The organism is Streptomyces sp. ID05-26A, from assembly GCF_033794685.1.
Lineage (GTDB): Bacteria > Actinomycetota > Actinomycetes > Mycobacteriales > Pseudonocardiaceae > Lentzea.
The window spans coordinates 2802680-2824636 of sequence record NZ_JARAYZ010000001.1; the positions used below are offsets into that span (position 1 = coordinate 2802680).

Annotated in this window: 22 protein-coding genes; 13 read left to right on the forward strand and 9 right to left on the reverse strand. The window is 67.0% G+C overall.

Annotation, left to right across the window (positions count from 1 at the left end; genetic code table 11):
- The first annotated feature begins 59 nt into the window (after positions 1 to 59).
- The 4 genes from PV646_RS13925 to PV646_RS13940 are packed head-to-tail and all read left to right on the forward strand — an operon-like array spanning position 60 to position 3383.
- On the forward strand, positions 60 to 545 hold the full coding sequence (locus tag PV646_RS13925; protein WP_500341825.1) for a hypothetical protein: 486 nt from the start codon (positions 60 to 62) through the stop codon (positions 543 to 545).
- Entirely contained in the window at positions 542 to 1594 is a 1053-nt protein-coding gene (locus PV646_RS13930; protein ID WP_500341826.1) for a peptidoglycan-binding protein, read from the forward strand. Before PV646_RS13925 ends, PV646_RS13930 begins: the two co-directional genes overlap by 4 nt.
- Positions 1591 to 2241, forward strand: coding sequence for an ABC transporter ATP-binding protein (locus PV646_RS13935; RefSeq protein ID WP_500341827.1), 651 nt, complete (start codon positions 1591 to 1593; stop codon positions 2239 to 2241). Before PV646_RS13930 ends, PV646_RS13935 begins: the two co-directional genes overlap by 4 nt.
- A complete protein-coding gene (locus PV646_RS13940; protein ID WP_500341828.1) occupies positions 2238 to 3383 on the forward strand; it encodes an ABC transporter permease in 1146 nt (381 codons plus the stop codon). Before PV646_RS13935 ends, PV646_RS13940 begins: the two co-directional genes overlap by 4 nt.
- Positions 3384 to 3446: 63 nt before the next feature.
- On the opposite strand, the gene serC is transcribed toward PV646_RS13940, so the two are convergent.
- The 6 genes from serC to PV646_RS13970 all read right to left on the reverse strand — a co-directional run bounded on the left by serC (position 3447) and on the right by PV646_RS13970 (position 9218).
- A complete protein-coding gene (gene serC, locus PV646_RS13945) occupies positions 3447 to 4574 on the reverse strand; it encodes a phosphoserine transaminase (RefSeq protein WP_500341829.1) in 1128 nt (375 codons plus the stop codon).
- Between the two features lie 320 nt (positions 4575 to 4894).
- On the reverse strand, positions 4895 to 5701 hold the full coding sequence (locus PV646_RS13950; protein ID WP_500341830.1) for a hypothetical protein: 807 nt from the start codon (positions 5699 to 5701) through the stop codon (positions 4895 to 4897).
- 244 nt (positions 5702 to 5945) lie between these two features.
- Positions 5946 to 6548: a response regulator transcription factor gene (locus PV646_RS13955; protein ID WP_500341831.1), complete on the reverse strand. Its 603-nt coding sequence runs from the start codon at positions 6546 to 6548 to the stop codon at positions 5946 to 5948.
- Complete coding sequence (locus PV646_RS13960) at positions 6545 to 7600, reverse strand: sensor histidine kinase (protein ID WP_500341832.1); 1056 nt, start codon at positions 7598 to 7600, stop codon at positions 6545 to 6547. The genes PV646_RS13955 and PV646_RS13960 overlap by 4 nt, the downstream gene beginning before the upstream one ends.
- Positions 7579 to 8397 carry an ABC transporter permease gene (locus PV646_RS13965; protein WP_500341833.1) on the reverse strand — a complete coding sequence of 273 codons (819 nt, stop codon included), beginning with the start codon at positions 8395 to 8397 and terminating at the stop codon, positions 7579 to 7581. The genes PV646_RS13960 and PV646_RS13965 overlap by 22 nt, the downstream gene beginning before the upstream one ends.
- Positions 8394 to 9218: an ABC transporter ATP-binding protein gene (locus tag PV646_RS13970; RefSeq protein ID WP_500341834.1), complete on the reverse strand. Its 825-nt coding sequence runs from the start codon at positions 9216 to 9218 to the stop codon at positions 8394 to 8396. Before PV646_RS13970 ends, PV646_RS13965 begins: the two co-directional genes overlap by 4 nt.
- A 144-nt stretch (positions 9219 to 9362) precedes the next feature.
- Here PV646_RS13970 and PV646_RS13975 point away from each other — a divergent pair, with 144 nt between their 5' ends.
- From PV646_RS13975 to PV646_RS14010, 8 genes are all read left to right on the forward strand, one after another.
- Positions 9363 to 9962 carry an urease subunit gamma gene (locus PV646_RS13975; protein WP_189156105.1) on the forward strand — a complete coding sequence of 200 codons (600 nt, stop codon included), beginning with the start codon at positions 9363 to 9365 and terminating at the stop codon, positions 9960 to 9962.
- The gene (locus tag PV646_RS13980) at positions 9959 to 11641 is read left to right on the forward strand and encodes an urease subunit alpha (protein WP_500341835.1); all 1683 of its coding nucleotides are present in this window, start codon (positions 9959 to 9961) and stop codon (positions 11639 to 11641) included. The genes PV646_RS13975 and PV646_RS13980 overlap by 4 nt, the downstream gene beginning before the upstream one ends.
- Positions 11641 to 12249: an urease accessory protein UreF gene (locus PV646_RS13985; RefSeq protein WP_500341836.1), complete on the forward strand. Its 609-nt coding sequence runs from the start codon at positions 11641 to 11643 to the stop codon at positions 12247 to 12249. The genes PV646_RS13980 and PV646_RS13985 overlap by 1 nt, the downstream gene beginning before the upstream one ends.
- Entirely contained in the window at positions 12239 to 12874 is a 636-nt protein-coding gene (gene ureG / locus PV646_RS13990) for an urease accessory protein UreG (protein ID WP_500341837.1), read from the forward strand. Before PV646_RS13985 ends, ureG begins: the two co-directional genes overlap by 11 nt.
- Positions 12871 to 13572, forward strand: coding sequence for an urease accessory protein UreD (locus PV646_RS13995; RefSeq protein WP_500341838.1), 702 nt, complete (start codon positions 12871 to 12873; stop codon positions 13570 to 13572). Before ureG ends, PV646_RS13995 begins: the two co-directional genes overlap by 4 nt.
- Positions 13573 to 13727: 155 nt before the next feature.
- Positions 13728 to 14384 carry a pyridoxamine 5'-phosphate oxidase gene (gene pdxH, locus PV646_RS14000; RefSeq protein ID WP_500341839.1) on the forward strand — a complete coding sequence of 219 codons (657 nt, stop codon included), beginning with the start codon at positions 13728 to 13730 and terminating at the stop codon, positions 14382 to 14384.
- A gap of 566 nt (positions 14385 to 14950) precedes the next feature.
- A complete protein-coding gene (gene asnB / locus PV646_RS14005) occupies positions 14951 to 16876 on the forward strand; it encodes an asparagine synthase (glutamine-hydrolyzing) (protein ID WP_500341840.1) in 1926 nt (641 codons plus the stop codon).
- A 59-nt stretch (positions 16877 to 16935) separates the two neighbouring features.
- The gene (locus PV646_RS14010) at positions 16936 to 18198 is read left to right on the forward strand and encodes an MFS transporter (RefSeq protein WP_500341841.1); all 1263 of its coding nucleotides are present in this window, start codon (positions 16936 to 16938) and stop codon (positions 18196 to 18198) included.
- Here the strand turns inward: PV646_RS14010 and PV646_RS14015 are convergent.
- Positions 18182 to 18976 carry a hypothetical protein gene (locus PV646_RS14015; RefSeq protein WP_500341842.1) on the reverse strand — a complete coding sequence of 265 codons (795 nt, stop codon included), beginning with the start codon at positions 18974 to 18976 and terminating at the stop codon, positions 18182 to 18184. The genes PV646_RS14010 and PV646_RS14015 overlap by 17 nt on opposite strands.
- Before the next feature lie 80 nt (positions 18977 to 19056).
- Here PV646_RS14015 and PV646_RS14020 point away from each other — a divergent pair, with 80 nt between their 5' ends.
- Positions 19057 to 20451, forward strand: a complete 1395-nt coding sequence (locus PV646_RS14020; protein ID WP_500341843.1) for an APC family permease — start codon at positions 19057 to 19059, stop codon at positions 20449 to 20451.
- On the opposite strand, the gene PV646_RS14025 is transcribed toward PV646_RS14020, so the two are convergent.
- Together PV646_RS14025 and PV646_RS14030 are read right to left on the reverse strand one after the other, a co-directional pair.
- Positions 20452 to 21168: an AAA family ATPase gene (locus tag PV646_RS14025; protein ID WP_500341844.1), complete on the reverse strand. Its 717-nt coding sequence runs from the start codon at positions 21166 to 21168 to the stop codon at positions 20452 to 20454. It abuts the gene before it with no gap.
- Positions 21165 to 21941, reverse strand: a complete 777-nt coding sequence (locus tag PV646_RS14030) for an MBL fold metallo-hydrolase (protein ID WP_500341845.1) — start codon at positions 21939 to 21941, stop codon at positions 21165 to 21167. The genes PV646_RS14025 and PV646_RS14030 overlap by 4 nt, the downstream gene beginning before the upstream one ends.
- Between the last annotated feature and the right edge of the window lie 16 nt (positions 21942 to 21957).

A 21957-nucleotide genomic window follows, 5' to 3' on the forward strand; every position in this document is an offset into this window, starting at 1 on the left:
CGCCGGATAAGGCCTTTCGCTTAACGCCGCCGAATGACGCCCTCCGTAGACCTGTCCCCATGAAATCCACCATCGCAGTGCTGCTGGGCCTGCTGCTGGCGCTCACCGCCTGCGGGTCGAAAGAGCAGCCGGACGACGCCAAGAAGAACGAGAAGGGCGACTCGGTCCAGTTCGCCAAGTGCATGCGGGAGAACGGCATCGAGATGCCGGACCCGCAGGAGAACGGCGAGGGCAGCGTCGGCATCACGATCGGGGGAGAGGACGGCCTCGATCCGGAGAAGATGAAGACCGCCCACGAGGCCTGCAAGAAGCACCTGCCCAACGGTGGCGAGTTCAAGCCGCCGTCGCCCGAGGACCAGGACAAGATGCGCGAGCAGGCGAAGTGCATGCGGGACAGGGGACACGACTGGCCCGACCCGAACTTCGACGGTGGCGGCGCGATCGAGGCCCGCGAGATGCCCGACATGGAGAACGACAAGATCAAGCAGGACATGAAGGACTGCGGCATGGGCGAGGGCATGGTCGCGGCGAGGCCCGTCGGATGAAGCGCCGGCTGAACAGGAAGATCCTCATCGCGGTGCTCGTCGCCGCCGTGGTGCTCGGCACCGGTGGGGTCGTGGTCCTCACCAGAATCGCGTCCAACCAGGCCAACGCCGCTCCGTTGCAGAACGACCCGTCGAAGACCACGCCGGTCAAGAAGACGAACCTGGCCGACCAGCAGTCGGCGACCGGCCAGCTCGGCTTCGGCGCGGAACGAGCTCTGGCCAGCCGGAAAAGTGGCACCGTCACCGGGCTGCCGAACCAGGGCGCTGTCATCGACCAGGGCAAACCGGTGTTCCACGCGGACGCCAAACCGGTGCCGCTGTTCTACGGCCAGCTGCCGCTCTACCGCGACCTCGAAGCGGGCATGTCGAACGGACCCGACGTCAAGGTGGTGGAGGAGAACCTCGCCGCACTGGGGTTCAAGGACTTCGGCGCCCCCGACGAGAAGTTCACCTCGTACACGGCCTCCGCGCTGAAGAAGTGGCAGAAGGCCAACGGCCTGGAACAGAACGGAAAACTCGGCTCCGGCGACGTGATCGTCCAGCCGGGAGCGATCCGCGTGTCCTCGTTGTCGGCTCAGCTCGGCGCACCGGCGGGCGGCGACCTGATGAAGGTCACCGGCACCGAACGCGCCGTGACCGTCGAACTGGAGCAGTCCAAGCAGCGCCTCGCGAAGGTCGGCGAGAAGGTCGAGCTGTCGATCACCGGCGGCAAACCCACCACCGGCACCATCACCGGCGCGACCCGCAACCCCGGCGATGCGAACCAGGGCCAGAAACCGAAGATCGTCCTCACGATCGCGGTCGACGACCCCAAGGCCGTCGAGGGCGTCGAGACCGGCAGCGTCACCGCGCTGTTCACGGTGTCGAAGAAGCAGAACGTGCTCGCGGTCCCGATCGGCGCGCTCCTCGCGTTGACCGAAGGCGGCTACGGCGTCGTGACCGACGACGGCAAGACCATCCCGGTCACCGTCGGCATCTTCGCCAAGGGACAGGTCGAGGTGCAGGGCGAGGGCCTGCGCGAGGGCATGAAGGTGGTGACCACCGAGTGATCACCGTCGACCACGCGAGCCGGACGTATCCCGGCGGTGTGCAGGCGTTGCGCGACGTCTCCCTGACCGTCGGGGGCGGGGAGATGCTCGCGATCGTGGGACCGTCCGGCTCGGGGAAGTCGACGCTGCTGCACCTGATGGGCACGCTCGACAAGCCGACGGCCGGCAAGGTCGAGATCGACGGCAACGACATCTCCACCCTGTCCGACAACGCCCTGTCCGCGTTGCGGGCGCGCACGATCGGGTTCGTGTTCCAGCAGTTCTTCCTCACCGATGGCCTGTCCGCGATCGAGAACGTGGCCGCGGGCCTCGTCTACGCCGGCGTGCCGCGCTCGAAGCGGCGGTCCATGGCGATGTCCGCTTTGGACAGAGTCGGCCTGATCCACCGCGCACTGCACAAGCCCCACGAGCTGTCCGGTGGCGAACGCCAACGCGTCGCGATCGCACGGGCCGTGGTGAACACGCCGGGGATCCTGCTGGCCGACGAACCGACCGGCAACCTGGACACGAAGAACGGCGCGGGTGTGCTGGAGTTGTTGGAGAGCCTCAACTCCGACGGCACGACGATCGTGATGATCACGCACGACCGGGACATCGCGGCCTGGGCTCCACGTCGTGTCGAGGTCCGCGACGGAGTGATCGTATGATCGACCTGCTGCGCCTCGGTTTCTTCGGCATGCGGACCCGCCCGATCCGCGCGATCCTGTCGGCCCTCGGCATCGCGATCGGCATCGCCGCCGTGGTCGCGGTCGTCGGCATCCCGGCCTCCAGCGCCGCCGCCCTCTCGGCGAAGATGTCCAAGCTGGGTACCAACCTCCTCACCGCCGCGCCCGGCCAGGACTTCTTCGGCCAGGACGCGAAGCTGCCGGAGACGGCGGTGCCGATGGCCAAGCGGATCGGCGCGGTGTCGTCGGCCAGTGCGACGGGCAAGATCTCCGCGAACGCCCGCAAGAACGACCTCGTGCCGTCGAGCGACACGCTCGGCCTGCAGGTGCAGGCGGCGGAGCAGGACCTGCTGAAGGTGCTGGACGCCGAGGTCCGCGCCGGCCGCTGGCTGTCGTCGGGCGAGAAGTCGGTGGTGCTCGGAGGCACCGCGGCCTCACGCCTGGGGGTGGACAAGCCCGGCGTGCAGTTGTGGATCGACGGGCAGTGGTTCACCGTGATCGGCATCCTCGGGCCGCTGCCGCTCTCGCCGGAGATCGACAGGTCCGTGCTGATCGGCTGGGACGCGGCCAAGGAGGCCTTCGGCTTCGAAGGCAACGCGAACACGGTCTACGTGCGCACGTCCCCGGAGCAGGTCGAGAACGTCCGCAACCTGCTGGGCCCGACGCTGAACCCGCAGAAGTCCAACGAGGTCAAGGTTTCCCGGCCCTCTGAGGCGCTGGAGGCGCAGCAGCTGGCCGAGAGTTCCTACAACGCGCTGTTCCTGGGTTTGGGCGGGGTCGCGTTGTTGGTGGGTGGCGTCGGCGTGGCGAACACGATGGTGATCTCGGTGCTGGAACGGCGCAGGGAGATCGGACTGCGGCGGGCGCTCGGGGCGACCCGGCGGCAGATCCGGTGGCAGTTCCTCACCGAGTCGGTGTTGTTGTCCGGTCTCGGCGGACTGGTCGGCGTGATCGTGGGAATCGCGGTCACGGCCGGATATTCGATCAGTCAGCAATGGCCGGCGGCACTGCCGTGGCCGGCCCTGCTCGGGGGAGTGGGCTCGGCGATCCTCATCGGCGCCATCGCCGGCGTCTATCCCGCGGTGCGGGCGGCACGACAGTCGCCCACGGAAGCACTTGCCTGAAAAGCCCTGGGGTGCACCGAGAACTCGTTCGGTGCACCCCAGGTTGCCGTCTTCAGCCGGAGATCAGAGCTGACCGACGACCCAGTCGATCGCCTGCGTCAGGATCGTGACGTCGTCCGGCTCGATGGCCGGGAACATCGCGACGCGCAGCTGGTTCTTGCCGAGCTTGCGGTACGGCTCGACGTCCACGATGCCGTTGGCGCGCAACACCTTCGCCACTGTGGCGGCGTCCACGTCGTCACTGAAGTTGATCGTGCCGACGACCTGCGAGCGGTCGGCGGCCTTCTCGACGTACGGCGTGGTGTACGCGGTCTTCTCGGCCCAGGAGTACAGGCGGTCGCTCGAGTCCTTCGTGCGCGCGACCGACCAGTCGAGGCCACCGTTGCCGTTGATCCAGTCGATCTGGTGCGCCAGCAGGAAGAGCGTGGCGACCGACGGCGTGTTGTACGTCTGGTCCTTGGTGGAGTTGTCGAGCGCGGTCGGCAGCGACAGGAACTCCGGCACCCACCGGTCCTTGAGCTCGTCGACGCGCTGGAGAGCCGCGGGCGACATGAGCGCGAGCCACAGCCCACCGTCGCTGGCGAACGACTTCTGCGGCGCGAAGTAGTAGACGTCGAAGTCCTCGGCCTTGACCGGCAGACCACCGGCGGCGGACGTCGCGTCGATCGCGATCAGCGCGTCACCGGCGCCCTCGATGCGCGTGACGGGCATCGCGACACCGGTGGAGGTCTCGTTCTGCGCCCAGCCCACGAGGTCGGCGCCCTCGGCGTAGAAGAGCTCGGGCGTGGTGCCCGGCTCGGCCTTGGTGACCAGCGAGTCCTTCAGGAACGGCGCGGTCTGCGTGACCTTCGCGAACTTGGAGGAGAACTCACCGTTCGTGAAGTGCTGAGCGGTCTCGCGGACCAGCCCGAACGACGCCGCGTCCCAGAACGCGGTGGTGCCACCGTTGCCGAGCACGACCTCGTAGCCGTCCGGCAGCTGGAACAGGTCGCGCAGTCCGGTACGAACCCGCCCGACGAGGTTCTTGACGGGCTTCTGCCGGTGCGACGTGCCGAGCAGGGCCGCGCCCTCGGACGCGAGGGCCGCAACGGCCTCGGGACGCACCTTGGACGGTCCACAGCCGAAGCGGCCGTCAGACGGCTTGAGCTCGGCGGGAAGCACCAACGAGGTCGGATCGGCGGTCTGGGTCATGTGGTCACGCCTCCGGGGCGATTGACGAGCTTCAGGGACCTGACCGGCGCCGTTGCCGGAGTTCACAGTGTTGCAGGCCGGTGGCCGGGGGATGACAGCCGGGTGTCCTGGGTCACTGTGGTACGCCGCGGCCGTACTGAGCCGCAACAGGCGCGGCCCACGGGCCATTCGGTCGGCTCGCAACTCGCAGATTTAGCTTGAGGTTTTGATTTCCTCTAGCATTCCGCGACGAATGCGACTGAAGTGGAGGGCAGTTGTGTCGACTTTGTGCATGAGTTCTGGTGGTAACGGTGGCACAGGCGACGAGGATGAATGCCCATTCATCGAAGCTGTGGTGTGCGGCGAGCTTCTTTCAACTGCAGGCGCATGCCGGCGCGATGGCGAATCGGCAGATCGGAGAGGCGGAACATGATCATTTCTTGGCCGCCGTCGTCGACCCTGCGCTGTAGTCGGATTCCCTTGAAGGCGTCCGTTCTTCCGAGTGGTTCGACGTAGGCCTCCGTGCCCTTCGGGAGGAGAACTCGGTAGGTGGCTCGGAGGGTCGGCTCCCAGAACATCAGTCCGAACTCGTCCGGTGCCCCGTCGAGAAGCGGTGCGCACCTCTTCGGCCAGACCAGGTCGATGGTGAAGGAGACTTCGGAGTTCGCCGCCAGTGGTGTGTGGAAATGCGCGATCGCTGCCATGGATCCCGCTCGTGGCCATAACACCGTCGTGGGCAGTGTCGTGCCCGGCGATCCGTCGATGAGCAGATTGCGCACGGTGATTTGGATGTTGCGCCGGTCGCGCCTGGGTTGTGACCACCCGCAGCCGAAACGCAGCCGGATGAAGCGCAACTCGGTGCGGGTCACTCTGATCTTGATCTTCATTTTGCTGTGCGTGTCGCCGCGGTCGCCGATCACGGCGGTCTCTTCCCAGTTGATCACCTGGAATGCTGGACCTCCGGAGCTGATGAGCATGCTGTACTTGGCCACCAGTTCCCTGAGGGTCTCGAGTTCGCGCCGCTCCGCGTTGCGGTAGGTCAACAACGTGATTCCAGCGGTCACGATCAGGAGTACGGCGGTGACGAGTGCGCCGGCCTTTACGGCCGTGCTGCCGAGCACCGCTCCGAGCAACACGGCGAAAGACATCAAGCCGACGGCGGCTCTGACCACTGCCGCAGGACCGTGCCCGCGGAGGTATCCCTCCAGGAAGAGAACGGCCTCTCGCAGCATCTGTCCCCCCGACTCATGTTGCGGACCGGGTCGACGGCTGTCCGCGACAGCTGAATGGCCAGATTGCAGGGTTGGATCTCAGATCGTCAGAGATGTACCTGAACGGTCGCGGGAATGAGGCACCTTTCGCTGAGTTGCAGTAGTCCTGCTCAACGGAGCGTCACTGCAGCATGCCGCGATCCATCGCAGTGGTGACCGCTGCCGTCCGGTCGGACACGCCGAGTTTGTTGAACACCCGCAACAGGTGCGTCTTCACGGTCGCCTCAGAGATGAACAAGGTCCGACCGATCTCAACATTGGACATCCCCTTGGCGACCAGTTTCAGCACCTCCACCTCCCGAGCCGACAGCGGCGGAGTCCGAACCTGCCCGACCACCTTGGCGACCATCGACGGCGCCAGCACCGTCTCCCCACGCGCAGCCGCCCGGATCGCCGCGATCAGGTCCTCGGTGGTCGAGTCCTTCAACAGGTACCCGGACGCCCCAGCCTCAACGGCGCGAAGAATGTCCGAATCGGTCTCGTAAGTGGTCAACACGAGCACCCGAGGCCCGGTCCCGACGATCCGAGCGGTCGCCGCCACACCGTCCATTTCGGGCATCCGCAGGTCCATCAGCACGACGTCCGGCTTCAGCGAAGCAGCCTGGGCGATCGCCTCCTGCCCGGACCCGGCGTCACCGACGACCTCCAGGTCGTCCCCCACGAGCATCCCGCGCAGCCCCTGACGCACCACGGGGTGGTCGTCCACCAGCAGAATCCTGATCACAGCGGCACCTCCACCAACACCGACGCCCCCTCGTCCGAAGACAGCGACAGCGTCCCACCCACCTGTTCCAGCCTTGCGCGCATGCCCCGCAGGCCGAAGCCCTCCGGGGCGTCGCCGAACCCGCGGCCGTCGTCGCGCACCTCCAGCGAGATGCCGTCCTCGTCGAACCTCATCACGACGTCGACCCGCGTGGCGCCGGAATGCCGGGCCACGTTGGTCAATGCCTCCTGCGCTGTTCGCAGCAGCACCACGTCCACCGAGGTCGCCAGCGGCACCACGTCCCCGATCACCCGGAACGACGAGGGCAGCGACACGCCGGAAACCAGTCGCCGCAACGCGTCCTCCAGGGAGGAACCGTCCAAAGGCGACGGTGCGTTGGACGCGACCAGGGCGCGGGCCTCGCGCAGGTTCTCGCGCGCGGTCTGCAGGGCCAGGTCCACGTTCGGTTGTGCGGCCTGCAGCAGTGTGATGATCGACGTGAAGCCCTGGGCGAGCGTGTCGTGGATCTCGGCGGACCAGCGGGCTCGTTCGGCCTCGATGGTGAGTGCCTCGATCTTGTCGAGCAGCAGTGCGCGTTGTTTGCTCTGGTCGGACATGCGTCCGATGGCCCAGCCGAACGCCTGGGAGAAGCCGATGATCAGCAACGCGGCCGGCCACGGCAGTGCCGGCACGGCACCCGCTGCCCAGGTCAGGATCTGCGGCGTCAGCACGAACAACACCATCGGCACGAACGCCCAGGCGACCGGCAGCACCATGTAGATCTGCGGGACCAGGCCGAACAGGGCGAAGGTCGCGTTGCCGCTGAACCACACCGCCGGCGCGAAGGTGGCGAGCGAGCCTGCCGCGTAGACGAAACCGTTCCAGCCGTCCTCGCTGCGCCTGACCAGCTTGATGCCGTAGAGCAGGAACCACACGCCGTTGAGGCCCAACAACCCCGCCGACCACAGGCGGTCGGCGAGGGTGTTGTTGTCTATCAGGATCAGCACGAGCGCGGTGGCCTGCGTGATCGCGAAGAGCACGTACCAGGTGATCAGCGACTGGTGTTGCTCCACTTGAAGGTCCTGCTGACGAGAACCAGACCCACGATCGTCCAGGCCCCGAGCACCAGCGCGATCTTGCCGAGCTCCCATGATCCCGCCGCCTCCATCACCGCGTAGTCGTCGTTCAGCGCGAACACCGAGCGGAAACCCTGACACACCCACTTCAGCGGGAAGAACGAACCCACCGTGCGCAGCGACTCGGGCAGCGCCGACTGCATGATGAACACACCGCTGAGGAACTGCAGCACGATGTACGGCAGGTTCAGCACGCCCGCCGCGTTGCGCGTGGACTTCGCGATCGAGCTCAGCGCCACGCCGATCAGCGAGCACGCGATGACGCCGAGGGTGAAGACCCAGGCGAACGTCAGCCACTTCGTCGCGCTCGTCGGCAGTTCCAGGTCGAACCGCAGCACGGCCACCACGAGCAGCAGCACGGCTTCGAACAGGCTGGACACGAAGACCAGGACGATCTTGCCGATGAAGTAGGACGTGAACGGCATCGGCGTGCCGCGCAGGCGTTTGAGCGTGCCGTCCTCGCGGTCGGCCACGACGCTCATGCCGAGTCCGACGAACGACGTCGAGATGATGCCGGCACCGATCATGCTGGCCGCGAACATCTGCGCGGCGGCGACCTCCTTCACGTACACGGTGCCGAGCAGCAGCATCAGCAGCGCGGGCAGCGAGATCGTGAAGATGAGGTTTTCCTTCTGCCGGAAGAACTCCCGCAGCTCGGTCGCACCCCTCGAGAGACCGAGCGACAGGGTCGAGGGCAGAGCGGCTGCCGTTTTCGAAGGGGCAGCGGTGGTCATTTGATCAGCTCCAGGTAGACGTCTTCCAGCGACGGACGGGTGACGACGAGCTCGGCCAGTTCGCCGCGGTGCGACAGTTCGGCGATCGTCTTGGTCGGCTCGGAGGTCCTGATCTCGCGGTAGCCGTTGTCGGACAGCCAGCGGACGGTGGCGTCGGCGTGGGCGCGGCCACCGAGCGTCTGCGGCGTGCCCTCGGCGACGATGCGTCCACCGGCGAGCACGGCGACGCGGTCGGCGAGCGCCTCGGCCTCGTCGAGGTAGTGCGTGGTCAGCAGGATCGTGGTGCCCTCGGAGGCGAGCAGCTTGAGCAGGCCCCAGAACTGGCGGCGCGCCTCGGGGTCGAACCCGGTGGTCGGCTCGTCCAGGAACACGAGTTCGGGACGGCCGATGATGCCGAGCGCCACGTCGAGCCGGCGCCGCTGGCCACCGGAGAGCGTGCCGGCGCGGGACTTCGCCTTCTCGGTGAGTCCGACGAGGTCGATGACCTCCTCGGGGTCACGCGGGTCGCCGTAGTACTTGGCGTAGTGGTGCACGGCCTCGCGCACCGTCAGCGTGGCGGCGTCGGTCGCGCTCTGCAGCACGATGCCGAGCTTCGAACGCCAGTCGCGACCGGCCTTGGCCGGGTCCGCGCCGAGCACGCTGACCTCACCGGCGTCCCGGTCGCGGTGTCCCTCCAGGATCTCGACGCTGGTGGTCTTGCCGGCGCCGTTCGGGCCGAGCACCGCGAAGACCTCACCGCGGGCGACGTCGAGGTCCACCCCTGCCACCGCCTGGTGGTCTTTGTAGGCCTTCCTCAGGCCCCTCACTCGGATCGCGTTCATGTCGTCAATCCTGCGATTTCGAGGGGTCCGCGCGGGACGACCGTGCCGCTGACCCCGGTTGTCAACCGGTCGGTGGACACGCGGTCGTGTTTCGGCCGTGTTTCCACTCCGGGATAGCGCGCTTTCCCGTGTTAGAACGGCGGGGTGCATCTGACGCCGCATGAACGCGACAAGCTCCTCGTGCACGTCGCCGCCGACGTGGCGCGGCGCAGGCTCGAGCGCGGGGTGCTGCTCAACTACCCCGAGGCCGTCGCGTTGATCACCGACCACGTGCTGGAGGGCGCGCGGGACGGCCGCACGGTCAGCGAGCTCATGGAGAGCGGACGGACGGTGCTCGCACCGGAGCAGGTCATGCGCGGGGTGCCGGAGATGATCGACTCGGTCCAGGCGGAGGCGACGTTCCCGGACGGCACGAAGCTCGTCACCGTCCACCACCCGATCGCGCCCTCGGCCGGACCGGCGCCGGGCGAGGTGGTCGTCGGCTCCGAGCCCGTCGAGCTCAACCCCGGCCGCCCGCGCGTGACGATGGTCGTCGTGAACGTCGCCGACCGGCCCGTCCAGGTCGGCTCGCACTTCCACTTCGCGTCGGTGAACTCCGGGCTCTCGTTCGACCGGGAGACCGCGTTCGGCTACCGGCTCGACATCCCGGCGGGGACGGCCGTGCGGTTCGAGCCCGGCGTTGAACGCGAGGTCACGCTGGTTCCGCTGGCAGGCTTGAGGATCGTCCGGGGGTTGCAGCGATGATCGACCGCGAACGTTATGCCGAGCTGCTCGGGCCGACGGTCGGTGACCGGATCCGGCTCGCCGACACGGACCTGTTCATCGAGGTCACGGAGGACCGTTCGCGTGGTGCCGCGTCCGGTGACGAGGTGATCTTCGGCGGCGGCAAGGTGATCCGCGAGTCGATGGGCCAGGGCGTCGCGACCAGGGCCGAGGGTGCTCCCGACCTGGTCATCACGGGTGCGGTGATCCTCGACCACTGGGGTGTCGTCAAGGCCGACGTCGGCGTGCGGGACGGCCGGATCGTCGCGATCGGCAAGGCGGGCAACCCGGACACGATGGACGGCGTGCACCCCGCGCTGGTGATCGGCCCGTCCACGGAGATCCTGTCCGGCAACGGGAAGATCCTGACCGCGGGCGGCATCGACTGCCACGTCCACTTCATCTGCCCGCAGATCGTGGACGAGGCGCTGGCGTCCGGGCTGACGACGTTGATCGGCGGCGGCACCGGCCCGGCGGAGGGCACGAAGGCCACGACGGTCACGCCCGGAGCCTGGTACCTCGACCGCATGCTGACGTCGATGGACCACATGCCGGTCAACGTCCTGTTGCTGGGCAAGGGGAACACGGTCTCGGAAGCGGGCCTGCGCGAGCAACTCGCCGGCGGCGCGGGCGGGTTCAAACTGCACGAGGACTGGGGCACCACGCCCGCCGCGATCGACGCGTGTCTGAGGGTGGCGGACGAGTCGGGCGTCCAGGTCGCGATCCACACCGACACGTTGAACGAAGCCGGGTTCCTGGAGTCCACTGTGGACGCCATCGGTGGCCGGTCGATCAACGCCTACCACTCCGAGGGCGCCGGCGGCGGGCACGCGCCGGACATCATCCGCGTGGTCTCGCTGCCGAACGTGCTGCCGTCGTCGACGAACCCGACCCGCCCGCACACCATCAACACGCTCGAAGAACACCTCGACATGCTGATGGTGTGCCACCACCTCAACCCGTCCGTGCCGGAGGACCTGGCGTTCGCGGAGTCGCGCATCCGCCCGACCACGATCGCGGCCGAGGACCTGCTGCACGACCTGGGTGCGATCTCGATGATCTCGTCCGACTCGCAGGCGATGGGCCGCGTCGGTGAGGTGATCATCCGGACCTGGCAGACCGCGCACGTCATGTCGTCGCGGCGGTCTCTGGACTCGAACCTGCGGGCGCGGCGGTACGTCGCCAAGTACACGATCAACCCCGCAGTGGCGCACGGGATCGCGTCCGAGGTCGGGTCCGTCGAGGTCGGCAAGCTGGCCGACCTGGTGTTGTGGGAGCCCAAGTTCTTCGGTGTGCGGCCTTCGGTGGTGCTGAAGGGCGGGTTCATCGCGTGGGGTGCGATGGGTGACGCGAACGCCTCGATCCCGACGCCGCAACCGGTGTGGGCACGGCCGATGTTCGGCGCGACGGCCGGTGCGGCCTCTTCGGTGTTCTTCGTGGCGCCCGAGGCCGTCGAGGCGGGGATCGGGGAGCGGTACGCGCGGCGGGTGCTGCCGGTGACCTCGACCCGGTCGGTGACCAAGGCGGACATGGTGTTGAACGACGCGATGCCGGACGTCCGGGTCGATCCGGACAGCTTCGCCGTGCACGTCGACGGCGACCTGGTCGTGCCCTCACCTGTGGCGGAACTGCCTCTCGCGCAACGATATTTCCTGTTCTGATGCTGACCGCGCTGATCCTCGCCGACTCCCGGTTCCCCGGTGGCGGCCACGTGCACTCCGGTGGACTGGAGGAGGCCGCCGCGCGCGGGCTGGTGCACGACGAGTCGTCGCTGGAGTCGTTCCTGCACGGGCGTTTGCTCGGTGCCGGGTTGCTGGCGGCAGGGTTCGCCGCCGCGGCGGCCCGGGGTGAGGATCTGGTGTTGCTCGACGCGGAGTTGGACGCGCGCACGCCCTCTCCTGCTCAGCGTGCGGCTTCGCGGGCGCAGGGGCGGGGGATGCTGCGGGCCGCTCGGCGGGCCTGGCCTTCTGCCCGGCTGGACGCGTTGCCTCGCGATCCGCATCAGCCGTTGGTGATCGGGGTGTTGGTGGGCGATGCGTTCGAAGCTGCGTTGACCTGCGCTTATCTTGCGGTGAGCGGACCGGCGTCGGCGGCTGTGCGATTGCTGGGGCTGGATCCGTTCGGGGTCAACGCGATCGTCGCTTCACTGGCGGTCGAGGAAGTTGCTTCGCGGGCCTGCGTCGAGCTGCCCGCGCTGGGTTCACCTGCCTTGGACCTGCTGGCCGAGGCACACGTCCGACGTGAAGGGGTGCGTCTCTTTGGGAGCTAATCACGGTCCCGACCCGCATGATCACCACCACGGAGCCGCGCCGCGCATCGGCATCGGCGGGCCGGTCGGCAGCGGCAAGACCGCGCTGACGGCCGCTTTGTGCCGTGCGCTGGGCTCGCAGCTGGAGCTTGCGGTCGTCACCAATGACATCTACACGACCGAAGACGCGGATTTTCTTCGTCGCGCCGGGGTGCTGGACCCCTCGCGGATCGAGGCGGTGCAGACGGGGTGCTGTCCGCACACGGCGATCCGGGACGACATCACCGCGAACCTGGACGCGGTGGAGCGGTTGGAGCACAGGTTCTCCGGTCTGGATCTGGTGATCATCGAGAGCGGTGGTGACAACCTGACCGCGGTGTTCTCGCGCGGGCTGGTCGACCGGCAGATCTTCGTCGTCGACGTGGCCGGCGGCGACAAGGTGCCGCGCAAGGGCGGGCCCGGCGTGACGACCGCGGACCTGCTGGTCATCAACAAGATCGACCTGGCGCCGTTCGTCGGCGCGGACATGGACGTGATGATCTCCGACGCGCACCGGATGCGGGGGGACCTGCCCGTGATCGCCCAGTCGTTGGTGGAGACACCCGACGCACCTGAAGTGGCCAAGTGGGTGCTGGCCCAGCTGTGAAGGCCTCAGCTCGGTTGGTGGTGGCGTTGGACTCGCACGGCAACAGCGTGGTGCGAGTTCTGCGGTCGATGACACCGTTGACATTGGTGCCGCATCGGCGCGTGGGGCCGGTTGCGTTGGTGCACCTGGTTTCCTCGGTGACGGCACCGCTGGGCGGAGATTCGTTGTCCCTGACCGTCGAAGTCGGTCCTGGAGCCTCGCTCGAGCTTCGAGGTGTTGCGGCGACGTTGTTGTTGCCCGGTTCGTCCGGTGAGGCCTCTTCGTCCTTGGTCAGGTTTTTCGTGGAGGGGTCGGTTTCCTACCTGCCCGAGCCGACGGTCGTGACCCGGCGGGCGAACCACACCGCAGTGGTGGAAGCCGAATTGGACGGTCACGCAGAGTTGCGATTTCGTGAAGTTCTCGTGTTGGGGCGGGCGGGGGAGGCTGCCGGCACGTTGTCGTCCACTGTGCGCGCAACTCGTTGTGGGGCGCCGTTGTTGCACCAGCAGCTGGTGGTGGGTGACCCGTTGGTGGACCGGTCGTCTGCCGGATTGGCGGGGTGTCGGGTCGTCGGCACCGAGTTGGTTCTCGACTCGGTGGAGAGGGCGGCCGGCGGCGGTGAGTGGTGGAGCGTGGTTCCGTTGGCAGCAGGCGGAACCCTCGCCACCGCACTGGGTGATGACGTGGTCACTGTCACACGTGTGCTCGATGCCATCTGACTCGATCACGGACTCGATCCAGAACTGTTCTTTGCACGGACAGTCACCGTTCAGGTGGTGGTCATCACCGCGCAGGCGGTTTCGGGATCGGGTCGCCGTGCGTATGGTCGCGGGTCCAGGGACCACGAGTTCTGCCGCTGCTTGGAGGTTCGCCGATGACGGAGACCACGAACATCGCACTGCCGGCGATGCGCGTGTCCTACGAGCAGGGCTCGCTCAGCGAGACCGAGCTTGCCGCCACCTGGCACGAACAGCTCCAGCTGTGGCTGGATCAGGCCGCCGGCGCGGGTCTTGCCGAGCCGAACGCGATGGTGCTCGCGACGACCGACGTGAAGGGCCGGCCTTCGTCGCGGACCGTGCTGGCCAAGGGGCTGGATGCTCGTGGGCTGGTGTTCTACACCAACTACACGTCGAACAAGTCGCACGACCTGATGGCCACTCGGTATGCGTCGGCGACGTTCCCGTGGTTCGCGATGCAGCGGCAGGCGCACGTGCGTGGTGTCGTGGAGAAGGTCGGGCCGGTGGAGACCGCCGAGTACTGGAACTCCCGGCCTCGGGGGTCGCAGATCGGGGCTTGGGCCTCGCCGCAGTCCCGGGTTGTGACTGGGCGGTCCACTTTGGATTCCGCGTTGCACAAGATCGAGCGGCAGTTCGCCGACACCGAGAAGATTCCTGTGCCGCCGCACTGGGGTGGGTGGCGGATTCGGCCTGAGGAGGTCGAGTTCTGGCAGGGGCGGCGGGATCGGATGCATGACCGGTTGCGGTTCCGGGATGGGCGGGATGGGTGGTCGTTGGAGCGGGTCGCTCCGTAGGTTGGTTGGTTGATTGATTGGGACTTTTTTGCGGGGCGCTTCCTGTGGGCGGGAGGCGCCCCTTTTTGTGTTCCGCTGGCTTTGGCCCGGTGGTTGGGTTGCGGGCGGCGTGGTTGCGTTGCGTGCTTCCCCTGGGGGCGCTGCCCCCAGACCCCCGGCAATCTGATCAGGGGGCCCGCGCCGCCCGTAGGTAGATGGCACGCCTGTTGCGTTGGGCGGCTGCCTGTTGCGTAGCTGTGTGCGTTGGCGGTGGGGTCCCATCACGAGCCGAGCCAAGAGCGGGCCACATGTCTGAGGGGGTGTCAACCCGACGAAAAGCGTGTCGGGTTGACACCCCCTCAGACATGCAGCAAGAGCTATGGCGCGACTCGTGATGGGACCCCACCGCCTGGACCGCTTGCGAAGGACAAAGACGTACTGCTCGCCTGCGGCATCGCGGCTGTTGGCGGCTGGAACCTGACCGGTGAGTCAGGCGTCCTTCGGGTGCACGAATGTCCGGTTCCCGGCTTCGTCATACTGGGATTTCAGCAACAGCTAGCTACGAGGTGCGATTTCACGTGTGCGGAGTGCTCGGACTCATCTGTTCCACCGAAGCCACTGCGGCCTCCGCGCGCGCCTCTGTGGCTTCGGCGTTGCGTTGTCAGCGGCACCGTGGGCCCGACGAGCAGGACACCTGGGCTGACAAAGAGGTCGTTTACGGGTTCAACCGGCTCGGCTTCATCGATCTTGAGCACTCTCATCAGCCGCTGGTGTGGGGGCCGCCGGAGAACCCGACGCGGTACACGTTGAACTTCAACGGCGAGATCTACAACTACAAGGAGCTCCGGGCGGAGCTCATGCGGAAGTACGGCGCTCAGTTCAGGACCAAGGGTGACGGTGAGGCCATCGTCGCCGGGTACCACTTCCTCGGGGCCGACTGGGTCAAGATGTTGCGCGGCATGTTCGCGTTCATGATCTGGGACGCGCAGGAGCGGGTCGTCTTCGGTGCTCGGGATCCGTTCGGGATCAAGCCGTTGTACTGGGCGACTGGGCCTGGTGGGGTTGGGTTCTCCTCCGAGAAGAAGAGCTTGTTGCAGCTGACGGGTGTGCTCGGCATCAGTCAGGAGTTGGATCAGACGGCGCTGCAGCACTACCTGGTGTTGCAGTACGTGCCTGAGCCCGAGTCGCTGCACAAGGCCATCCGGCGGGTCGAGTCCGGGACGTCGTTCAAGGTGTCGCCGGGTGGGCAGGTGCTGTTCAACCGGTACTTCAAGCCCGTGTTCTCGCCTCGGCCGGTCAACGGGGCTCATGAGGCTGAGGCGCTGCACGAGCGGATTGCCGAGGTCATGCGTGACTCGGTGGCCAAGCACATGATCTCCGACCCCGACGTGACGGTTGGTGCGTTCCTGTCTGGCGGGATCGACTCGACTGCCACTGCCACGTTGGCGAAGCAGCACAACCCCAACCTCATCGCGTTCACCAGCGGGTTTGATCGGCAGGGGTACTCGGAGGTCGATGTTGCGGCTGAGACTGCGGCGGCCATCGGGGTGCGGCATGTCGTTCGGACCGTGTCGCCTGAGGAGATGATGGAGGAGCTGCCGCTCATCCTCTGGTACCTGGACGACCCGGTGGCCGACCCGGCGTTGGTGCCGTTGTACTTCATCGCGAAGGAAGCGCGGAAGTACGTCAAGGCGGTCTTGTCCGGGGAGGGTGCGGACGAGCTGTTCGGCGGGTACGTGATCTACCACGAGCCGTTGTCGTTGGCGCCGTTCGAGAAGGTGCCCGGTGGCGTTCGCAAGTTGATGGGTGCTGTGTCCAAGTCCATTCCGGAGGGTGTGCGCGGGAAGGACCTGCTTCGGCGTGGGGCGCTGCGGTTGGAGGAGCGGTACTACGGGAACGCTCGCAACTTCAGTGACGCGCAGGTGCGTGCGGTGTTCCCGGGGTATGTCGAGGGGATCGGCTTCCAGGACGTCACTGCTCCCTGGTACCGCGAGTCGGAGGACTGGGATCCGGTCGCGCGCATGCAGCACATCGACCTCTTCACGTGGTTGCGCGGCGACATCCTGGTCAAGGCCGACAAGGTGACGATGGCGAACTCCATCGAGCTGCGCGTGCCGTTCCTCGACCCTGAGGTGTTCCGGGTGGCGGCCGAGGTGCCGCTCGACCAGAAGCTGACCGAGGGTACGACCAAGTACGCGCTGCGCAAGGCGTTGGCGAAGATCATTCCGGCGCACGTGCTCAACCGGCCCAAGCTCGGGTTCCCGGTGCCGATCCGGCACTGGCTGCGCGCCGAGATGTACGACTGGGCGCGCGGGATCATCAACGACTCGCAGACCGGTCACCTGCTCGACAAGAACGCGGTGCTCGACCTGCTCGCCGAGCACAAGTCCGAGCAGTTCGACCGCAGCCGGCAGTTGTGGAGCCTGCTCTGCTTCATGATCTGGCACGGGATCTTCGTCGAGGGCCGGATCAGCCCGAAGGTGCCGGAGCCGGTGTACCCCGTCCGCCTCTGACGAGTGGTGTTGGCGACAGATTTGCGTAAAGCAGTTGTTAGTTGTCATAGGCTAACGAAGTGGCCACTGTGGGGAGAAGCGCGCGCTCGACGTTCGTGATCGACACGCGACCGTTGAAGATCGTCGCGTATCGCCGGCTGTGGCTCTCCACGATCGTGACGGCGGTGGGCTCCCAGCTCACCGCCGTTGCCGTGCCCAAGCAGGTCTACGACCTCACCGGGTCCTCGGCGTGGGTCGGCATCGCCGCCGGTGTGGCGCTGGTGCCGTTGCTCGTGTTCGGGCTGTGGGGCGGTGCGATCGCGGACACCGTCGACCGCCGCAAGCTGCTGCTCGTCACGAACACCGGCATCGCGGTCTCGTCGGTGCTGCTGTGGGCCCAGGCCGCGATGAACGTCGGCTCGGTGTGGCTCATCATCGCGTTGCTCGGTCTGCAGCAGGTGTTCTTCGCGGCCAACGCTCCGGCGCGCTCGGCGTCCATCGCACGGCTGGTGCCCGCTGAGCTGTTGCCGTCGGCCGGTGCTCTCGGGTCGACTGTCATGCAGTTCGGCGCGGTGCTCGGGCCGTTGCTCGCGGGTGCGTTCATGCCGATCGTCGGGCTCTCGACGCTCTACCTCATCGACGCGATCGCGCTCACCGTCACGGTCTACGCGGTGTGGAAGCTGCCCGCGATGCCGCCGCTGGACGGGGTGATCCGGCGCGCCGGGCTCCGGGACGTGCTGGACGGCTTCACGTACCTCTGGGCGCAGAAGGTGCTGATGGCGAGCATGTTGCTGGACATCATCGCCATGGTGTTCGGCATGCCGCGGGCGCTGTTCCCCGAGATGGCCCAGCACACGTTCGGCGACCCGCCCGGTGGTGGGTTCGCGCTCGGCGTGATCTTCGCCGCCATCCCCGTCGGTGCGGTGATCTGCGGGCTCACGTCCGGCTGGATCTCCCGTGTCAGCAGGCACGGTGTCGCGTTGACGCTCGCCGTCGTGGGCTGGGGTCTCGCGATCATGGGCTTCGGACTCGCCGGGTCGCTGTGGGTCGCGGCGGGCTTCCTGGCTCTGGCCGGTGCGGCGGACATGGTGTCGATGGCGTTCCGCGGCGCGATCCTGCAGTCGGCCGCGACGGACGAGATGCGCGGACGGATGCAGGGCGTCTTCATCGTCGTCGTGGCCGGTGGGCCGCGCATCGCGGACCTGTTGCACGGCACGGGTGGCGCGGCGTTCGGCACGGCCGCTGCGGTGTCGGTCGGTGGCCTGCTGGTCGTCGTCGCGAGCGTCGCGATGGTGGCGTTGTTGCCGGCGATCTGGCGCTACCGCTTCAGTTCCGCGAGCTGATCTCCGCCGGGTTCGGCTCGGTGATCTTCACATCGCTGCCCCAGTCGGTGAAGCGGGCCTCGTCGACGATCTGCACGCCCTGGAACTGCGTGTAGAAGGTGATCCGGATCGGCAGGCCGTCGCCGTTCAGTTCGATCTCCCCGGTCGAGCCGGCGACCTTCTGGTCCAGCGCGAGCTTGACCTCGGTGCGCAGGCCCTCGTCCTTCAGGGTGTCGTAGGCCTTCTGGTAGTCGACGGAGATCGAGTACCGGGTGGTGCCGCCGACCTGCGCGGTCAGCTTGAGCTCACCGCCCGCCTCCATCACCGGCAGGTGGTACGTCGTGAAGACGGCCTGCTGGTAGACGACGTCGTGGAAGCCGAGCAGGGTCGTGGTGAAGTCGTCGTCGAGCTTGCGGTCCAGCTTCACCCACGGCTTGTCGGCGGGCAGGCCGAAGACCGCGGTGGGCAGCTTCACGAACGCGCTGTCCTTCGTGGTCGAGAGCAGCCTCAGCTCGACCGGGTCACCACCGGTCTGCACGGGACGGGTCGTTGTCGCGTCCATGCTCGGGACCTCACCGCCCAGCCGCACGCTGCCGCTCGACGGTGGCCGCACGCCGCCTCCCGTGGGCGGTGGCGTGACGGAGAAGCGGTAGGACCCCTTCTCGTTGACGGTCTTGGTCACCGCCGCCACCAGGCTCTGCACGTCGCTGTGCTGGGAAGCGCTCTCGCTCGCGGGTCCGGACGACGAGCAGGCGGTCAGCGCCAGAGCGGCGAAGATCGCGGTAACCGCGAGTTTCATCGTGCAATTGTTACATCAAACGGGTGAGGTAGGCGTCCGTTCGTGCTTGTGGCCAGGCAAAACGGGCAGAATCTTCGGGCATGGCTGAAGCGACTCCACAAACGGAGCAACCAGAGCTACATCGGGCAATCGGCCCGAAGCTGCTGCTGTTCTTCGTCGTCGGCGACATCCTCGGTACCGGTATCTACGCCCTCACCGGCAACGTGGCAGGCAAGATCGGCGGCGCGCTCTGGCTGCCCTTCCTGCTCGCGTTCGTGGTGGCGTTCCTGACCGCGTTCAGTTATCTGGAACTGGTCGGCAAGTACCCCAAGGCCGCCGGTGCCGCGCTCTACACGAACAGAGCGTTCAAGATCCACTTCCTGACGTTCATGGTCGCGTTCGCGGTCATGTGCTCCGGCATCACATCGGCCTCGTCGGCCGCACTGGCCTTCGGCCGCACGTACCTGCGGCAGTTGCTGGTGGAGTTCTTCGACGTCGCGCTCAGTCCCGAGTCACTGGTCATCACCGGCATCGCGATCGTCTTCATCGCCGGCCTCGCGCTGATCAACTTTCGCGGTGTCTCGGAGTCGGTCAAGGCCAACGTGGTGCTGACCTGCATCGAGCTGTCCGGTCTGGTGATCATCATCCTGATCGGCGCCTGGGCGGTCGTCAACGGCGACGGTGACCCCAGCCGGCTCACCGAGATCAACGTGCCGTCCGGCAGCAACGTCATGCTCGCGGTCACCTCGGCTACGGCACTCGCGTTCTTCGCGATGGTCGGCTTCGAGGACTCGGTGAACATGGCCGAGGAGTGCAAGAATCCCGTCAAGATCTTCCCGCGCGCGATGCTGTGGGGTATGGGCATCGCCGCCCTGATCTACGTGCTGGTCGCGATCACGTCGTCGCTGCTGATCCCGTCCGACGAGCTCGCGAAGGCCAGCAGCGGCGCGTTGCTGAAGGTCGTCACCGTCGGCGCTCCCGGCTTCCCGCTGTGGATCTTCGCGTTGATCGGCCTGCTGGCCGTCATCAACTCGGCCCTGATCAACATGCTGATGGCGTCGAGGTTGTTGTACGGCATGGCGAACGAGAAGATCATCCCGTCGTTCTTCGGCGCCGTGCACCCGTTCCGCCGCACGCCGTGGATCTCGATCGTCTTCACGACCGGCGTCGCGGTGATCCTGGTGTCCACCGCGGACATCGGCAAGCTCGGCGGCACGACGTCGTTGCTGCTGCTGATCGTCTTCACCATCGTCAACGTCGCGTGCCTCGTGCTGCGTCGCGAGCCGTCCGAGCACAAGCACTTCCGGGCGCCGACGTGGGCGCCGGTGCTCGGCGCGATCACGTGCGCCTACCTCGCGATCCCGTGGACGTCCGGCCGCCCGGCGGACGACTACAAGATCGCGGGCTGGCTGCTGCTCGCCGGTCTGGTGCTCTGGGGCATCAACCGCGTGCTGCACGGCAAGGTGGAGACCCACCCGGAGAACCTGGGCAAGTAGCTAGTCCAGCAGGTGCTTGAGGAACCGGTCCGGGTCGCCCAGGAAGTTGCGGGTGAGCCGGACCGGTTCCGCTGTGTCGTAGGTGACCTCGTCGATCGTGTCGGTGACTTCGAGGATCGTGGCGTTCGGTGCCGCGAGCAGGATCGGCGAGTGGGTGGCGATGATGAACTGCGATCCCTCCTCGACGAGTTCGTGCATGCGCCGCAGGACCGTCAGGCAGCCTTTGACCGAGAGGGCGGCCTCGGGTTCGTCGAGGATGTAGAGGCCTCTGCTGCCGAACCTGTGGTTCATCAGGTCGATGAAGCTCTCGCCGTGTGACCGCTCGTGCAACGACTTCCCGCCGTACGACGCGTGAATCCCCGCGCCGATCCGGTCGATCTCGGTGGCGACGTTGTAGAACGACTCGGCCCTGAGGAAGAACCCCGTTCTCGGTTTTCTGGTGCCCCAACGGAGGATCAGGTAGTCGCCGAGTGACGATTCCGTTGCCTTGGTGGCGAAGTTGAACGACTGGGTGCCGCCTTCGGCGTTGAAGCCGGCCGTCACGGCGATCGCCTCGACCAGGGTCGACTTGCCCGCGCCGTTGTCCCCGACCAGGAACGTGATCGGCGTCCTGAGATCCAGCGGGTGTCTGATCAGGTGCTGGACCGCCGGCAGTGTGAACGGGTAGCGGTGCGTGTCGTCGGCCTGGTCGAGGCGGATCTGGTGGATGAACGTCACGCGAGGCGCGCCAGTTCGACCGGGTCGTGGGCGCAGAACACCTCGGCTTGGCCGCTCGCCTTGAGTTCCTTGAGGCGTTCCACATTGGACAGACGCTGCTCGCGGATCGTCTCGGTCTGCTTGGCGGTGAGCTTGAGCGCGAAGATGTTGCTCGGCGGCGTCTCGACCTCGCCGCGGTAGAAGTACGCGTCACCGGCGTGCAGCAGCCAGCCGTCGTCGGAGCGGACCGCGATGCCCGTGTGGCCGCGGGTGTGGCCGATCAGCGGCACCATCAGCACGTCGTCGGGCAGGCCGGTGATGTCCTTGACGGCCTGGAACCCGAACCAGTCCTCGCCCTCGGCCTTGTGCGTCTGGAAGTTCACGCCCTCGCGCTGCGCCTTCGGGTACCGGGAACGCTCCTTGGCGCTCTTGGCGTTGGTCGCGGCCTCCAGTTCGGAGTCGAGCACGTGCACGGTGGCCTTCGGGAAGTCCCGCAACCCGCCCGCGTGGTCCAGGTCGAGGTGGGTGAGCAGGATGTGCCGCACGTCGTCGGCCGTGTAACCGCGCTTCTCGACCTGGTGGATCGCCGTCTCGGTGATGTCGAGCGCCGGCTTCAGCAGAGTGCGGCTCAGACCGTCGATCGTCGCCTTCGGGTCGGTCACCTCGTTCATGCCGAACCCCGTGTCGACCAGGACCAGCCCCTGGTCGGACTCGATCAGCAGGCAATGTGCCACCAGACCGCCCGCGACCAGGGGAGGCCGGAACGTGGCGCAGTTGAGGTGATGAACCTTCATGGGCAAATCCTTCCGC

Excerpts from the sequence above, each read along its gene's own strand:
- PV646_RS13925 (WP_500341825.1), top strand. The coding sequence starts at position 60 with ATGAAATCCACCATCGCAGTGCTGCTGGGCCTGCTGCTGGCGCTCACC.
- PV646_RS13930 (WP_500341826.1), top strand. The coding sequence starts at position 542 with ATGAAGCGCCGGCTGAACAGGAAGATCCTCATCGCGGTGCTCGTCGCC.
- PV646_RS13940 (WP_500341828.1), top strand. The coding sequence starts at position 2,238 with ATGATCGACCTGCTGCGCCTCGGTTTCTTCGGCATGCGGACCCGCCCG.
- serC (WP_500341829.1), bottom strand. The coding sequence starts at position 4,574 with ATGACCCAGACCGCCGATCCGACCTCGTTGGTGCTTCCCGCCGAGCTC.
- PV646_RS13950 (WP_500341830.1), bottom strand. The coding sequence starts at position 5,701 with ATGTCTTTCGCCGTGTTGCTCGGAGCGGTGCTCGGCAGCACGGCCGTA.
- PV646_RS13965 (WP_500341833.1), bottom strand. The coding sequence starts at position 8,397 with ATGACCACCGCTGCCCCTTCGAAAACGGCAGCCGCTCTGCCCTCGACC.
- PV646_RS13970 (WP_500341834.1), bottom strand. The coding sequence starts at position 9,218 with ATGAACGCGATCCGAGTGAGGGGCCTGAGGAAGGCCTACAAAGACCAC.
- PV646_RS13980 (WP_500341835.1), top strand. The coding sequence starts at position 9,959 with ATGATCGACCGCGAACGTTATGCCGAGCTGCTCGGGCCGACGGTCGGT.
- PV646_RS13985 (WP_500341836.1), top strand. The coding sequence starts at position 11,641 with ATGCTGACCGCGCTGATCCTCGCCGACTCCCGGTTCCCCGGTGGCGGC.
- pdxH (WP_500341839.1), top strand. The coding sequence starts at position 13,728 with ATGACGGAGACCACGAACATCGCACTGCCGGCGATGCGCGTGTCCTAC.
- PV646_RS14015 (WP_500341842.1), bottom strand. The coding sequence starts at position 18,976 with ATGAAACTCGCGGTTACCGCGATCTTCGCCGCTCTGGCGCTGACCGCC.
- PV646_RS14020 (WP_500341843.1), top strand. The coding sequence starts at position 19,057 with ATGGCTGAAGCGACTCCACAAACGGAGCAACCAGAGCTACATCGGGCA.
- PV646_RS14030 (WP_500341845.1), bottom strand. The coding sequence starts at position 21,941 with ATGAAGGTTCATCACCTCAACTGCGCCACGTTCCGGCCTCCCCTGGTC.